Genomic DNA, 14,764 nt, shown 5'->3' with positions numbered 1-14,764 from the left:
TTCTAATCTTTTTTTCTTTCTAAGATCGTTGAAATATCAACATTGTAAAGTTTTCCTAATCCATTAGGTTCAAATTTTAAAATCTGTTTAAGTTCTTCAATATTTTTTTGAGATGTAAAAGATGTTTTGAGTGTAGTTTTTTCACTTGTAAAATATAATGTGTTGGTTTTTATATCTACAAACGGACAATAATCAATTTTATTAGAATTAATATCTTTCCCTAAACTTTTTGCTGTTGTCCAGTTATTATTTTGATCTTTATAACTAATGTATAAATCTCCGCCACCCAAATCATCTTTTCTTCCATAAGATGTAAAAATTATAAAAGATTCGTCTGGAGCAACAAAAGCATTAAACTCGTATTTTTCAGTGTTAACACCAGCACTTAAAGAAACTGGTTTTGTATACATTCCGTTAACAAATCTACTTACATAAATATCTTCTTTTCCTTTCGAATTTTTATATTCAGCAGTAAAAAATAAATCTCCTTTGGCGGTTACAGAAGGATAATATTCATTTGCGCTTGTGTTAATTATTGCGCCAACATTTTTAGGTTCTGACCATTTACTTGCCAAAGAAACTCTTTCTACATACCAAATATCTATATCTTTTTTTGATTCTTTAGCCGTATTATTGATTCGATTAGAAGCAAAAAATAATTTTAATCCATTTGGAGAAAGAAACGGCTCTAAATCTTTATACATACCAGAAAAAGATGCAACAGCTGGTTGTGACCATTGATTATTCACTTTTTTTGTAAAAGCGATAAAAGAATATTCTTTCTTATAACTATCTACTGTAAAATAAATTTCATCTTGATTTGTGGTCATCGCAAAATCTCTAACTTGTGGAAATTCTTTAAGTATTTCTGGAAATACCTTCTGAATATTTTGAGACGAAACAGTTATAGAAAGTAATAAAAAAAATGTGATTACTATTTTCATTAATGTTATTTTTTAGAAATTTTACAATCGGTTTTTCTTCGTGTATCTATCAAATAAATGATTTCCCAGTTGCCATTATTATTAAAAAGTTGAAAAGAATTTGCGCCACAATGACTAAATTTTTCGTTGACATAAAATTCGTAAGGCGTCCAAACCGACGCTAAATTTCCATCAACCTGAATGGTATAGGAAAGTATTTTTTCAAAATAATTATCTGTTGATTTTACGTTTTTAGCAAAATTTATTAAATTATCGTAGGCTTTAGTAGCTGGCCTCAAAATATTTTCTTCTTTACTATTTACAAGTGTCGTTTGGGCATATAAATCTTTATGAATGGTGGTTTTTAAAAGTGCAACATCTCCTTTATGAAATCCTTTAAAAAAATTTTGTATGGTTACTCTAACGGCTTTTTTTTCGTCCTTATTTTGGGCATTCGTAGAAAAAACAAGTGTTAGTAAAAGTAAAAATGTGATTGCTCTTTTCATCTTTATTCTGATTATGTTGCATAAAACAATTGATTTGCCAAGGTATAAAAAATACTTTTTAAAAGGTTCTCAGTAGATTAACTATAACAAAAAAGAAAACCCGAACAAAATAAATGTGTATTTTTACCACTGTTAAAACTATAGAAAATGTCTGTTGCAAAAAAACAATATAAAAGAGTTACCACAAAATCATTAGTAGATATGAAAGCTAATGGTCAAAAAATATCAATGCTAACTGCGTACGATTATACCATGGCAAAAATTGTTGATGGCGCCGGAATTGATGTCATTTTAGTTGGCGATTCTGCCTCAAACGTAATGGCTGGTCATGAAACTACATTACCCATTACCTTAGATCAAATGATTTATCACGCAAGCTCTGTAGTTAGAGGAATTGAGCGTAGTTTGGTGGTGGTAGACTTGCCTTTTGGTAGTTATCAATCCGATCCAAAAGAAGCCTTGCGTTCTGCCATCAGAATTATGAAAGAATCTGGCGGACATTCAGTAAAACTTGAAGGCGGAAAAGAGATAAAAGAATCTATCAAACGTATTTTAAATGCCGGAATCCCGGTAATGGGACATTTAGGTTTAACCCCACAATCTATTTATAAATTCGGAACGTACACAGTAAGAGCTAAAGAGGAAGAAGAAGCAGATAAATTACTAGAAGATGCTTTATTATTAGAACGTATCGGTTGTTTTGCAATTGTTTTAGAGAAAGTACCTGCTGCTTTGGCACAAAAGGTTGCCGAAAGTATTTCAATTCCTGTAATCGGAATTGGTGCTGGTGGCGGAGTAGATGGTCAGGTTTTAGTTACCCACGATATGTTGGGAATGACACACGAATTTAATCCGCGTTTTCTGCGTAGATATTCTGATTTGTATGATGAAATGACTTCTGCTTTTAAACAATACAATGCAGATGTTAAAAGTGCAGATTTTCCGAATGAAAGTGAGCAATATTAGGTTCCATTATTGTCATTCCTGCGTAGGCAGCAATCCATAGAAAGTCGTTTTAGGTTTCTGCCTACGCAGGAATGACAGAGCGTTTTAAAATAGTAATATTCTAACCATGAAAATTCTACATTTAGATTCTAATCATCCATTATTATTAAACCAACTTAACGAGTTGGGTTTTATAAATGATGAAGATTATTCGTCTTCAAAAGATGAAATAGAAGCTAAAATTCATTTGTATAACGGAATTATCATCCGAAGTAGATTTTCTATTGATAAAACATTTCTTGACAAAGCAACAAACTTAAAATTTATAGGACGCGTTGGCGCAGGATTAGAAAATATTGATTGCGAATATGCACAACAAAAAAACATCCATTTAATTTCTGCTCCAGAAGGAAACAGAAATGCTGTTGGAGAACACGCGTTGGGAATGTTACTTTCTTTATTCAATAAATTAAACAAAGCCGATAACGAGGTTAGAAACGGAAAATGGTTGCGTGAAGAAAATCGCGGAATTGAATTAGACGGAAAAACGGTTGGATTGATTGGGTATGGAAATATGGGAAAATCTTTCGCAAAAAAATTGAGAGGTTTTGATGTAGAAGTTTTGTGTTATGATATCAAACCCAATGTAGGTGATGAAAATTGTTCCCAAGTTTCTTTAGAAGAATTGCAAGAAAAAGCAGATGTGTTAAGCTTACATACTCCGCAAACAACGTTAACAACAAAAATGGTAGATGCTAATTTTATCAATCTGTTTAAAAAACCGTTTTGGTTGATCAATACTGCGAGAGGAAAATCGGTGGTGACCAAAGATGTGGTTGAAGCGTTAAAAACAGGAAAAATTTTAGGCGCAGGTTTAGATGTGTTAGAATACGAAAAAGCATCTTTCGAGAATTTATTTACAACAGAAATGCCAGCAGCCTTTAAATATTTAATTGCGGCAGAAAATGTGGTTTTAAGTCCGCATGTGGCGGGTTGGACGATTGAAAGCAATCAAAAATTAGCACAAACTATTGTAGATAAAATTAAACTGAAGTTTCACTAAAATACACGATTATGAAAAAAAGAGTAACCGGAATTGGCGGATTGTTTTTTAAAACTGTAGATCCTAAAGCTACTAAAGATTGGTATAAAAATCATTTAGGTTTTAATACAGATGATTGGGGTTGTACTTTTTGGTGGAAAGATGAAAACGGAAATAAATGCTCCACACAATGGAGTCCGTTTGCAAAAGAATCCACTTATTTTGAGCCTTCAAAAAAAGACTTTATGTTTAATTATAGGGTTGAAAACTTAGTAGAATTACTAGAAGAATTAAAGAAAGAGGGTGTTACCGTTATTGATAAAGTTGAAGAATATGACTACGGTAAATTTGGCTGGATTGTAGATTTAGACGGAAATAAAATTGAGCTTTGGGAGCCAAAAGATGCTGCTTTTTTGTAGTTTTATACTATCAACCAATTAAATAATATACAATGGAAATACTTGACGAAAACGGAAATAAAATACACAAACAAGAAAGCAAAAGAGTAATTAGTGGAATTTTAGGAATTATTTTAGGAGCTCTTGGAATACATAAATTTGTTTTGGGGTATACAACAGAAGGAATTGTTATGTTGTTATTGTCTGTTCTTACTTGCGGAATTGGAGCTTGGTTAATGGGCTTGATCGGTTTAATTGAAGGAATTATCTATCTCACTAAATCAGATGAGGAATTTATTCAAGTGTATCAAGAAAACAAAAAAGGTTGGTTTTAAATCAATCACTAACATTCATAAAAAAAGCCAAACAAAATTGTTTGGCTTTTTTATTTAATTTAAATATTACCGAGCGCGAAATGGCGCTTTTGTAAGAATATTTGCGGTTTTCTTTTCCACTTTATCATCACTTAAAATAAAAAGAGTAATCTTTTCGCTGTCATCAATTCCTTTAATATTTTTTACTTTAAAGCTTAATGTATAGGTTCCTTTTTTTAACAAATTGGCACTGTTAATTGCGTTTTTTGTGCTTTCTTCATAAAGAGAAAACTCTTTAATTTCGTTTGCCCCATTTAACTCAACTTTATCAATTTTAAAATCATTAGAGCTTTCAAAACTAATTTCATAACCCACAAACGGAGAAGCACTAGCGATTCCTGGGTAATTAATTCTTTTTTCTGAAGAATTAATTGTGAGTGTTTTTTGACTACAACTTAACAAACCAATGCTAAAAATTAGAAATATATATTTTGTGAATTTCATACTTATTTATTTGAAACTAAAAACTTAACCGTTGGGAAAACAACTCCGTCTTTATATGCTTTTAACATATAAATTCCTGTTTGTAATTTAGAAACATTAATTGTGCCAGAATTGGAATCTTTCTTTCCTTCGGCAACAACACCACCTAAAACATTGTAAATTTTATATTCAAAATTTGCGCTTGCTTGCTCTACTTTAAAGTTTAATTTTCCGTCTAAAACTGGACTTGGATATGCAGAAAAAGGAGAAACATTTAATGCCGTTTTTTCAACTCCTAAAGTACTATTAGCTATATTAATATGCCATAAGCCCCTACCAAAAGTAGCCGCAACTAATTTGTCTTCTGTATAGTTAATATCAATATCATTTACAATTACATTTGGCAATGCAGTTCCTAGTTTTTTCCAATTTCCTGATCCGTATTTAGAATACACCCCTAATTCTGTTGCAACAAATAAAATTTCGATTCCAGCATTTTGTTTCAACACAACTTCCTTCATTACAATATTTGGTAAGCCTGTAGAAATATTTGTCCAAGTTGCTCCGCTATCTGTAGATTTAAACACTTTATTTCCGTCAGAATATCCAGAAACAGTAGCATACACTGTTGCCATATTGGCTTGGTCAAAATCAACAGAATTAATTGTTTCTCCTGCAGGATTTGTAATAGCTGTCCAAGTAGTTCCAGAATTTACAGATAATTTTGATGCAGTTTCTCCAACCACAGCAATTCCCGCCCCGTGGGTAGAAATTTTAGTGATTTGACCAGCGCCTGAGTTTAAGTTTATCGCATTTGTGATACTTGTTCCTAAATCTGCGGCTGCATTTGGATCTATAATTTTATATACATCATCACCACCAGCAAATAAAATTGTTGGATCTGTAGTATGAATTTCTAATGGCCAAACAAAAGCTGCTCCATTGATTTGTCCCCAACTATCTCCATCATATTTTCCAGAAAATCCATTATTAACTTTTGTTAAGCCTCCATTTTGAGAACCTAAATACCTAATTGAAGGATTGTTATAATTGATAACAGCGCTAATTCCATCTCCTGCAGAAGCTGCAATCCATTGCATTGAGCCATTATGCATTTCTTTACTAAAGCCATCGTTGTCTTGATTTGCAGTTACATAATTGCCTGTTGATAAATTTGGAGTAATAGCAACATCATATAGTTGAGTAACAACAACACCATTAGATTTATAAGTAATGGTTGGTTTTGTGTCATTTATTGAACTGTAATTTATAAAACTTAATCCTCCATCATTTACACTCCAAAACTCATATTGACCATCTAACAATCCCATTCCATGATGATCTGAATGTATATAAGTACCATCATCTGCTTGACCAGTCCAATATCCATTTAAAGAGCGATGCCAAGTAGCGCCATTATCTGTAGATGTTTGTCCATTAAACTCTCCGGTTACAAATAAGTTATCTTTAAATAGTAATGCTTGATTATAGCCATATTGTGCATTATAGCCGCCAGGTTTTACGCCTAAATTTGAGAAAGATTTAGATCCAATATCAAATACTTTAACCTGACCACTTTCATCTTGCGCATAAAATTTATCATCCGACCCAATTGTAAGTGCGTGTTTGTCTGTACTGTTTCCTGTAGGTGCAGTATAAACGGTTGTCCAAGTTGCTCCTGAGTCTGTTGAAAATATAATTTCATAAACTCCCGAATACATAATATTTGTTCCTGTAAAAGCGACTCTTCCAAAATCAGCTCCATTATATCCAATGTCAAAAATATTGGTCCAGTTTGCACCTCCATCGCTAGATTTTTTAATGTATTGGCTATCTCCTACAATAATTGTATTGTCATCATAAACCACCAATTGTCCTAAGGTTTTTTGTTCAGATAATGAATGACTTAATCCTGTTGAAACAAATGTATCTCCACCATCAGTTGATTTTAATACTCCAATAGATTTTACTTGACCACCATCATAATCTCCTGTTGAAACATAAATTGGTTTGCTTGTATAATTCGCAAATGTGGTTGATGATGCGGTTTTAATATCTGTGATTCCAATACCAGCAACAATATCTAATTTTGGGCTCCAAGTGGTTCCGTTATCAGTAGATTTCCATAAACCTCCTGTTGGAGACCCAACAAACAATACATCTAAGTTTCTATCTGTAGGGTGTTTGATTCTTAAAAATGTATTTAATCTTCCTAATTGTGGGAAATTTGGATATCCATTAGGGTCTGGATTATTTTGTGGCCCAATGTCAATCCAAGCTTCTGTTGAAGCTCCTTTTTGCTTTCTAGACACAATAATTTTTCCTTTAGCATCAATAATGCCGGCATTAAAATAGCCCAAGGTTTCACTAGGAAAATTTCCATTAATATCAACTCTATCTTTCCAATAATAAGCCCAACGTTCAAATTGTTTTTCTTGCTTTTTACTGCTTAGAACAAATCCAGATTTACGTGCTTTAAGTTTTTGAAAATGTGCTCTTGTGTTTTTTACAATTTCATAAAAATTAGCACCTTTTTCTGTTGCCTTTTTTTTATAATTTACTTGTGCCGAAAGAGAAAACTGGCACAGTAAAATTAGAAGTAGTAAAGTATTTTTTTTCATAATAAAGTTTATTTAGTTCCCTAAAAATAATCATTATTATTTAGTAATCAATCAATTACATGAAAAAACATGTACGTAGCACTACTTATTGTCGCTAAAAAAAGGGTTGTTTTACGGAGTGTTTTCTGCTTTTTGTTGCTCTTGAAGTTCTGTTGCTTTTCGCTCTAGTTCTGCTTGAAATTCTTCCATAACCGGTTTTACAGTACTTTCTGGTAAGTCAGCAACACGAATATACATTAGTCCATCAACAGCGTTGTTAAATTTTGGATCTACATTAAATGCCACTAAACGCGCATTTTGTTTCACATATTTTTTAATTAACACCGGAATCCTTAATGCTCCAGGTTCAATTTCGTCGATAATTTTATCAAATTTTTGCATGTCTGCTTTGGTAGCATCAAACACAAAATCTTTATCATCGTCTTTTAATTTTACCTTAAATTCTTTCTTCGGAAAGATGTATTGAGCAATGTATGGATCATAATAATGAGATTTCATAAACTCAATCATTAACGATTTTGAAAACTCAGAAAATTGATTGCTAATACTAACTCCGCCCATTAAATATTTATACTCTGGATATCTTAAGGTAACATGTACAATTCCTTTCCATAATAAAAATAAAGGCATTGGTTTTTGTTGATATTCTTTTACAATAAAAGCGCGTCCCATTTCTATGGTATTTTCCATCATATTATATAATTCGGGTTCAAAGCGAAATAATGTATGAATATAAAAACCTGCAATACCGTATTTTTTATAAATATCTTTCCCAAGCCCCATTCTATAGGCTCCAACTAGCATATTTGCTTCTCTGTCCCACAATATTAAATGGTGATAATATTTATCAAACTTATCTAAATCGATTGATTTATTTGTGCCTTCGCCAACATCTCTAAAAGTAATTTCTCTTAAACGGCCAATTTCTTGTAATACATTTGGAATCTCTTTTGCACTCGCAAAAAACACTTCATAGTTTTTACTTTCTAATAATCTTTTATCGTTTTCTCTAAGTTTTTCAACTTCTCTGATAAAATATCTAACATTTTTTTGAGAAATAATTTCCTTTGGTGGTTTTGGTATTTTTAAGTTTTGCGTGGATAGAATTTTTGGTGTTTTTTTCTCAAATGGGTTGGCAAGCATATAGGTTTTCTTTCTAATAAATTCATAGAAAGAAGGAATGTCTTCATAAGAATCTTGGTCTTTTACAGAAATTGGTTTTCCTATTCTTACTTTAATAACTCGGTGTCTCTGAGACAATAGTTCTGATGGTAATTTTGCCGTTCTAAACGTATCGCTAATTTTAGACAATACATAAAACATTTTACTATTCTTTGCATGAAAGTAAATTGGTATCACAGGAACTTGAGCTTTTTTAATCAATCTAACTGCACCTTCTTCCCAAGGTTTATCAACCATTAATTTTCCATCTCTATATGTAGAAACTTCTCCGGCTGGAAAAATTCCTAACGGATTTCCATCTCTTAAATGTACTAAAGCGCTTTTTATTCCTGCAACACTAGATTTTGCGTCCTTGTGAGTTTCAAAAGGATTTACGGGCATTACAAATGGTTTTAACGGCTCTATTCTGTGTAATAAAAAGTTGGCAATTATTTTAAAATCTGGTCTTTCTTGAAGTAGTAATTTTAACAATAAAATTCCGTCTATTCCTCCTAAAGGATGGTTTGAAATCGTAATAAATGGACCCGTTTTAGGAATTCTTTTTAAATCTTCTTCCGGAATTTCAAATTCAATTTTAAAATCACCTAAAATTCCGTTTAAAAAATCTAACTCTTTTTTGTGTTTGTGTTTGCTATAAATTCTGTTTATAGTAGAAATACTTAAAAGTCTCATTAGCAACCATCCAACAAAGGTTCCTAAAAACCCATATTTAGATACTCCCAACACATTTGCAATTTCTTTAGATGTTACTAAACTCATTCGGTAAAAATTGACATAACCACAAACTTACTGTAAAAATATTAGTTGTCATAACTATTTTTTTCATCAATAATTAGCTGAACCGTTTCTCTACTTATTTGTTTTAATAATACAATTCCTTTTTTTTCAATTTCTTTGATTGATTTTGAATCAAAATGTCTGATGGTAAACATGGTTACGTTTTCATTATACCATATTTTAAAGCTAGGTTTCAATTCGTTATAAAACGATGTGAAATTCGAATAATTATCTTCTATACAAACCGAAAAACTAATTGCTGAGTTTTGAATTAAGTTTACTTTTATCTTGTATTGATGCAATAAATCAAATATATAACTCAAATTTTTCTCAACCATAAAAGAAAAATCTTTTGCTGAAATAGAAACTAAAATTTGATTTTTTTTGACAATAAAACAGCTCGTTTTTGGCACTAACTGAACGCCTTTACTAACCTTTGTTCCTGTGTTTTCTAAATTTTCAAAAGAACGAACATACAACGGAATTTTTTTATTTTCTAAAGGTTTTATTGTCTTTGGATGAATTACAGATGCGCCATAAAAAGCCATTTCAATTGCTTCTTGATACGAGATTTGTTTTAGCAAAGTTGTGTTTTCAAAAACTCGTGGATCGGCATTTAAAATACCATCAACATCTTTCCAAATTGTAACACTTTCTGCATTGAAACAATACGCTAAAATCCCTGCAGTAAAATCAGAACCTTCTCTTCCTAAAGTGGTCGTATATCCTTTTAAATCTTGACTAATAAATCCTTGTGTAATGTATAATTCTTGTGGGTTTAGCTTGTTACAATTCAATTGAGTTTCTTCCCAATTTACCGCTGCATTTCTATAATTAGAATCTGTTTTAATCATGTTTCTACTATCAAGCCAAGTATTTTTAATCCCTGATTCTTGTAAAAATGCACTAACAATTTTTGTAGCTATTAATTCGCCAAAACAAACTGTTTGGTCGTACACATAATTGTATTCTTTAGTTGAATTCTGAATTAAAAAACCTTGTAGTTTACCAAATAATTGATTTATTTCTTGGTAAATAGTATGATCACTTTCAAATAAATCATCTAAAATTTCTTGGTGGAAACCTTGAATTTCGTTGATTGATTTTTTTAATTCTTTGGAATTATTTAAGTAAGCGTCAACCACTTTTTCAAAAGCATTTGTCATTTTTCCCATTGCAGAAACCACAACAAAAGTGTTTTTAGTTCCTTCGTGTTCTAACACTCGAACTAAATTTTTAACGCCTGTTGCATTTTTAACAGAAGCTCCACCAAACTTAAAAATTCTCATTACTGTTTTTCTATAAACTTTTTTAATGCATCTTCTCTCATGTGTACAACTTGCCAATCGTCTAAAACTGTTGCTCCAGTACTTTTGTAAAAATCAATGGCATTTTTATTCCAATTTAACACATCCCAAACAACTCTTTTTGCTCCTAAATCGTACGCATATTTTAAAATCGCTGTGTACAAAGCGATTCCAACTCCAAATCCTCTTTTTTGTTCGGTAACAATTAAATCTTCTAAATGTATTACACGACCTTTCCAAGTAGAATATCTTTCATAAAACAACGCTGTTCCAATAATTTCATTATTTTCTTCAGCAACAAATGTCATAAATTTTGGAGATTCAGAAAATCCGTCTTTAATTAAATCTACTTCTGTTACTTCTACTTCATTGGGTAATTTTTCAAACTCGGCAAGTTCTTTTATCAACCTCAACACATTTTTCATGTCTTCTTTTTGCCCTTTTCTAATGATAAAACTCATAATATTTATTTAAGTAACGCAAATTTAAACGATATTTGTAAACCATTTACAATTAATTGACATGAATCAAGCTCACACGACTCTCGGAGAATTTATCATCGAGAATCAAATGTATTTTAAATATTCTTCAGGAGAATTATCTAGAATTATTAACTCAATAAGATTGGCTGCCAAAGTAGTAAATCATGAAATCAGAAAAGCTGGTTTGGTTGATATTACCGGAGCTGCAGGAGATATTAATGTACAAGGAGAAGCTCAACAAAAGTTAGATGTTTTAGCAAACGACTTGTTTAAACAAACCATAATTAATAGAGAAATTGTTTGCGGAATTGCAAGCGAAGAAGAAGATGATTTTGTGGTTGTTGAAGGAAGAAATAAAACAAATGAGAACAAATATGTGCTTTTGATGGATCCTTTAGATGGTTCTTCTAATATTGATGTAAACATTTCTGTTGGAACTATTTTTTCTATTTATAGAAGGGTTTCTCCGACTGGAACACCAGCTACAAAAGAAGACTTTTTACAAAAAGGAAGCGAACAAGTTGCTGCTGGTTATGTTGCTTACGGAACTTCAACAATGATTGTTTTTTCAACAGGAAATGGCGTAAACGGATTTACGTTAAACCCTGCAATAGGAACCTTTTATTTATCGCATCCAAACATTACATTTCCAGAAATTGGACAAATTTATTCTATAAACGAAGGGAATTATGTTCACTTTCCAAAAGGGGTAAAAGAATATTTAAAATACTGTCAAGAAGAAAATGAGAATCGTCCTTATACTTCTAGGTATATTGGCTCATTGGTTTCAGATTTTCATAGAAATATGATTAAAGGCGGAATTTATTTATATCCAACAAGTAAAATTGGGCCGAAAGGAAAATTGCGTTTGTTATACGAATGTAATCCAATGGCTTTTTTGGCTGAACAAGCAAAAGGGAAAGCTTCTGATGGTTATCAACGAATTTTAGATTTAGAACCCACAGAATTGCATCAACGCGTTCCATTTTTCTGTGGATGTACAAAAATGGTAGAAAAAGCTGAAGAATTTATGGCGAAATATCCTGAAGACGCAAATTATTAATCTATCAGTTTTATTGATACTTCTATAAAAAATCAAAACCGATGCTTGTTGCTTTGCACAAGTTTTTGCGTTAAATTTGTGAAGGCAAAGAATCAGCATTCGGCTGATAAACAATAATTTTAATCATTTAAAAACATATAATTATGGCTTTTCAATTACCAGAATTAGGATACGCTTATGATGCGTTAGAACCACATATTGATGCTAGAACTATGGAGATTCACCATAGCAAACATCACAACGGATACACAAACAACTTAAACAATGCAATTGCAGGAACTGATTTAGAAGGAAAATCTATTGAAGATATTTTAGAGAACTTAGATATGAATAACAAAGCTGTTAGAAATAATGGTGGTGGATATTTTAATCACTCTTTATTTTGGACAGTAATGAATCCTGAAGATAGAGGTTATTTATCTGGAGAATTAAAAGATGCTATTGAGGCAGAATTTGGTTCTAAAGATGCTTTTATTGAAGCTTTTTCTAAAGCTGCTGCAACTCAGTTTGGTTCTGGTTGGGCTTGGTTGTGTGTACATAAAGGTGGAAAAATTTCTGTTTGTTCTACACCAAACCAAGACAATCCTTTAATGCCAAATACTGGTTGTGGAGGAACTCCAATTTTAGGATTAGATGTTTGGGAACATGCATATTATTTAAACTATCAAAATAGAAGACCAGATTATATCAATGCATTTTTTAATGTAATTAACTGGAACGAAGTTGAAAGACGTTACGCTGCAGCGAAATAATTAGCCTTAAGATAAATCATAAAAAAGCATCCTAATTTAGGATGCTTTTTTTATACTTGTTTTTTATCTTTTAATACGCTCTTTTATCGTTTCCTTCGTAAAAGTTAATAAATGCTTCATTTACAACTCGATGTCCGCCAGGTGTTGGATAATCTCCTGTAAAATACCAATCTCCTAAATGCTCTGGACAGGCTTTGTGTAATCCTTCTACAGATTGAAAAATAACTTCTACTTCTGCCTTAATTTCAAACGTTTTTAACATCTGTGCAACTTTATCAGAAACTTGTTCTGTAGTAAAAGGTGCATAAATTTCTTTTACAAAATTGATAATTTCTGCGTCTTCTTTTGCTCTTTGTGCAATTGCTTTTTTGTACACTTCATCCACAATATAATATTGATTGGTGTCTTTTAACAACTCTAAAGCTGCTCTAAAAGCAATAAAATTTTCAATTTTCGCCATGTCAATTCCATAACAATCTGGATATCGAATTTGCGGTGCAGAAGAAACAACTACAATTTTTTTAGGATTTAATCGATCTAAAATTTTGATAATACTTTTCTTTAAAGTTGTTCCTCTAACAATACTATCATCAATAATTACCAAATTGTCTGTAGGTTTTACAACCCCATAAGTTACATCATAAACGTGCGCAACCAAATCGTCTCTACTATTATCATCTGCAATAAAGGTTCTTAATTTTGCATCTTTGATGGCAATTTTTTCAAAACGAGGTCTTTCAGATAATATTTCTGTAACTTTTTCTGCGGATAACTTTGTGCCACCAGCTAAAATTTTTGTTGTTTTTTGTTGATTCAAAACATCTTCTGCGGCTTCTATCATTCCGTAAAAAGAAGTTTCTGCAGTGTTTGGAATGTATGAAAAAACAGAATTTGTAATGTCGTTATTAATTGAGTTTAATATTTGAGGAAATACTAATTTTCCTAAATTTTTACGTTCTTCATAAATAGACGCATCGCTTCCTCTTGAGAAATAAATACGCTCAAAAGAACACGATTTTTTTGGTTTTTGCTCTAAAATAGATTTTACATCAATGTTTCCATCTTTCTTAATAATTAATGCATGTCCTCTTTCTAATTCTTGAACTTTATCAATATCAACATTAAAAACGGTTTGTATCACTGGTCTTTCTGATGCAACAACAACAACTTCATCATCTTGATAAAAATAAGTTGGTCTAATTCCTGATGGATCTCTTAAAACAAATGCATCTCCATGACCTAATAAACCTGCCATTGCATAACCACCATCCCAATTTTTAGAGGAGCGTTGCAATACGTTTTGTAAATCTAAATGTTCTTCTATAAAAGGAGAAGCATCTTTTTTAGTATATCCTTTTTCTTTTGCACTTAAATACAAGCTTGCAACTTCTTCTTCTAAAAAATGACCAATTTTCTCCATGACAGTTACCGTATCTGTAAACTCTTTTGGATGCTGACCCAATTCTATTAACTCTTCTAATAACTGATTAGAATTTGTCATGTTAAAATTCCCTGCAACAATTAAATTTTGATGTTTCCAGTTGCTTTGACGCAAAAACGGATGTACACTTTCGATGCTATTTTTACCAAAAGTTCCGTATCGCACATGTCCTAAAAACAAGTTGCCAACATAAGGCATGTTTTCTTCTTGCCAAGCAACATCATTTTTTTTATCTGGATTTTCTTCTAAAACAGTATTTAAACGATTGTTTATTTGCGCAAAAATATCTTGAATTGGTTGTGATTGATTTGAACGAACTCTGCTGATATATCTCGTACCCGGATTTACATTGAATTTTACACTTGCAAAACCTGCACCGTCTTGACCACGGTTGTGCTGCTTTTCCATTAACAAATACATTTTATTAATTCCGTAAAAAGCCGTTCCGTATTTATCTTTGTAATATTGTAATGGTTTTAATAATCGAACCATTGCAATTCCACATTCATGTTTTAAAGCGTCACTCAT

14 protein-coding genes are annotated in these 14,764 nt (G+C 31.6%); 6 read left to right on the top strand and 8 right to left on the bottom strand.

Features of this window, described 5'->3' with window-relative positions; all coding sequences use genetic code 11:
• Positions 1-2: 2 nt before the first annotated feature.
• Both ACEWL1_RS03855 and ACEWL1_RS03850 read right to left on the bottom strand, forming a co-directional pair.
• On the bottom strand, positions 3-944 hold the full coding sequence (locus ACEWL1_RS03855) for a TolB family protein (RefSeq protein ID WP_409231963.1): 942 nt from the start codon (positions 942-944) through the stop codon (positions 3-5).
• Positions 945-949: 5 nt separating this feature from the next.
• Positions 950-1,429 carry a nuclear transport factor 2 family protein gene (locus ACEWL1_RS03850; RefSeq protein ID WP_409231962.1) on the bottom strand — a complete coding sequence of 160 codons (480 nt, stop codon included), beginning with the start codon at positions 1,427-1,429 and terminating at the stop codon, positions 950-952.
• A 147-nt stretch (positions 1,430-1,576) separates the two neighbouring features.
• Between ACEWL1_RS03850 and panB the strand changes: the two genes are divergently transcribed.
• From panB to ACEWL1_RS03830, 4 genes are all read left to right on the top strand, one after another.
• Entirely contained in the window at positions 1,577-2,395 is an 819-nt protein-coding gene (panB, locus tag ACEWL1_RS03845; RefSeq protein WP_409231961.1) for a 3-methyl-2-oxobutanoate hydroxymethyltransferase, read from the top strand.
• A gap of 106 nt (positions 2,396-2,501) precedes the next feature.
• Entirely contained in the window at positions 2,502-3,437 is a 936-nt protein-coding gene (locus tag ACEWL1_RS03840) for a 2-hydroxyacid dehydrogenase (RefSeq protein WP_409231960.1), read from the top strand.
• 11 nt (positions 3,438-3,448) lie between these two features.
• Positions 3,449-3,835, top strand: a complete 387-nt coding sequence (locus ACEWL1_RS03835) for a VOC family protein (protein ID WP_409231959.1) — start codon at positions 3,449-3,451, stop codon at positions 3,833-3,835.
• A 32-nt stretch (positions 3,836-3,867) separates the two neighbouring features.
• On the top strand, positions 3,868-4,149 hold the full coding sequence (locus ACEWL1_RS03830) for a TM2 domain-containing protein (RefSeq protein ID WP_409231958.1): 282 nt from the start codon (positions 3,868-3,870) through the stop codon (positions 4,147-4,149).
• Positions 4,150-4,215: 66 nt separating this feature from the next.
• On the opposite strand, the gene ACEWL1_RS03825 is transcribed toward ACEWL1_RS03830, so the two are convergent.
• From ACEWL1_RS03825 to ACEWL1_RS03805, 5 genes are all read right to left on the bottom strand, one after another.
• Positions 4,216-4,632: a hypothetical protein gene (locus ACEWL1_RS03825; protein ID WP_409231957.1), complete on the bottom strand. Its 417-nt coding sequence runs from the start codon at positions 4,630-4,632 to the stop codon at positions 4,216-4,218.
• Positions 4,633-4,634: 2 nt separating this feature from the next.
• Positions 4,635-7,232 carry a T9SS type A sorting domain-containing protein gene (locus ACEWL1_RS03820; RefSeq protein WP_409231956.1) on the bottom strand — a complete coding sequence of 866 codons (2,598 nt, stop codon included), beginning with the start codon at positions 7,230-7,232 and terminating at the stop codon, positions 4,635-4,637.
• Positions 7,233-7,343: 111 nt separating this feature from the next.
• The gene (locus ACEWL1_RS03815; RefSeq protein WP_409231955.1) at positions 7,344-9,173 is read right to left on the bottom strand and encodes a GNAT family N-acyltransferase; all 1,830 of its coding nucleotides are present in this window, start codon (positions 9,171-9,173) and stop codon (positions 7,344-7,346) included.
• Between the two features lie 41 nt (positions 9,174-9,214).
• Positions 9,215-10,480, bottom strand: coding sequence for an aspartate kinase (locus ACEWL1_RS03810; protein ID WP_409231954.1), 1,266 nt, complete (start codon positions 10,478-10,480; stop codon positions 9,215-9,217).
• Positions 10,480-10,959, bottom strand: coding sequence for a GNAT family N-acetyltransferase (locus tag ACEWL1_RS03805; protein ID WP_409231953.1), 480 nt, complete (start codon positions 10,957-10,959; stop codon positions 10,480-10,482). The genes ACEWL1_RS03810 and ACEWL1_RS03805 overlap by 1 nt, the downstream gene beginning before the upstream one ends.
• Positions 10,960-11,020: 61 nt before the next feature.
• Between ACEWL1_RS03805 and fbp the strand changes: the two genes are divergently transcribed.
• The gene (gene fbp, locus ACEWL1_RS03800; protein WP_409231952.1) at positions 11,021-12,043 is read left to right on the top strand and encodes a class 1 fructose-bisphosphatase; all 1,023 of its coding nucleotides are present in this window, start codon (positions 11,021-11,023) and stop codon (positions 12,041-12,043) included.
• 143 nt (positions 12,044-12,186) lie between these two features.
• Positions 12,187-12,795, top strand: a complete 609-nt coding sequence (locus tag ACEWL1_RS03795) for a superoxide dismutase (RefSeq protein ID WP_409231951.1) — start codon at positions 12,187-12,189, stop codon at positions 12,793-12,795.
• Between the two features lie 70 nt (positions 12,796-12,865).
• On the opposite strand, the gene ACEWL1_RS03790 is transcribed toward ACEWL1_RS03795, so the two are convergent.
• A complete protein-coding gene (locus ACEWL1_RS03790; protein WP_409231950.1) occupies positions 12,866-14,764 on the bottom strand; it encodes an amidophosphoribosyltransferase in 1,899 nt (632 codons plus the stop codon).

The organism is Polaribacter gochangensis (assembly GCF_046224025.1).
GTDB classification, from domain to species: domain Bacteria; phylum Bacteroidota; class Bacteroidia; order Flavobacteriales; family Flavobacteriaceae; genus Polaribacter; species Polaribacter gochangensis.
Note: the sequence above shows the minus strand (reverse complement) of the source record. Positions and strands in the feature narration are given on the sequence as shown.

Bases quoted from the DNA above. Each gene is read 5' to 3' on its own strand.
- ACEWL1_RS03855 (WP_409231963.1), bottom strand. From the start codon at position 944: ATGAAAATAGTAATCACATTTTTTTTATTACTTTCTATAACTGTTTCG.
- ACEWL1_RS03850 (WP_409231962.1), bottom strand. From the start codon at position 1,429: ATGAAAAGAGCAATCACATTTTTACTTTTACTAACACTTGTTTTTTCT.
- panB (WP_409231961.1), top strand. From the start codon at position 1,577: ATGTCTGTTGCAAAAAAACAATATAAAAGAGTTACCACAAAATCATTA.
- ACEWL1_RS03840 (WP_409231960.1), top strand. From the start codon at position 2,502: ATGAAAATTCTACATTTAGATTCTAATCATCCATTATTATTAAACCAA.
- ACEWL1_RS03835 (WP_409231959.1), top strand. From the start codon at position 3,449: ATGAAAAAAAGAGTAACCGGAATTGGCGGATTGTTTTTTAAAACTGTA.
- ACEWL1_RS03830 (WP_409231958.1), top strand. From the start codon at position 3,868: ATGGAAATACTTGACGAAAACGGAAATAAAATACACAAACAAGAAAGC.
- ACEWL1_RS03825 (WP_409231957.1), bottom strand. From the start codon at position 4,632: ATGAAATTCACAAAATATATATTTCTAATTTTTAGCATTGGTTTGTTA.
- ACEWL1_RS03820 (WP_409231956.1), bottom strand. From the start codon at position 7,232: ATGAAAAAAAATACTTTACTACTTCTAATTTTACTGTGCCAGTTTTCT.
- ACEWL1_RS03815 (WP_409231955.1), bottom strand. From the start codon at position 9,173: ATGAGTTTAGTAACATCTAAAGAAATTGCAAATGTGTTGGGAGTATCT.
- ACEWL1_RS03810 (WP_409231954.1), bottom strand. From the start codon at position 10,480: ATGAGAATTTTTAAGTTTGGTGGAGCTTCTGTTAAAAATGCAACAGGC.
- ACEWL1_RS03805 (WP_409231953.1), bottom strand. From the start codon at position 10,959: ATGAGTTTTATCATTAGAAAAGGGCAAAAAGAAGACATGAAAAATGTG.
- fbp (WP_409231952.1), top strand. From the start codon at position 11,021: ATGAATCAAGCTCACACGACTCTCGGAGAATTTATCATCGAGAATCAA.
- ACEWL1_RS03795 (WP_409231951.1), top strand. From the start codon at position 12,187: ATGGCTTTTCAATTACCAGAATTAGGATACGCTTATGATGCGTTAGAA.
- ACEWL1_RS03790 (WP_409231950.1), bottom strand. From the start codon at position 14,764: ATGAGTGACGCTTTAAAACATGAATGTGGAATTGCAATGGTTCGATTA.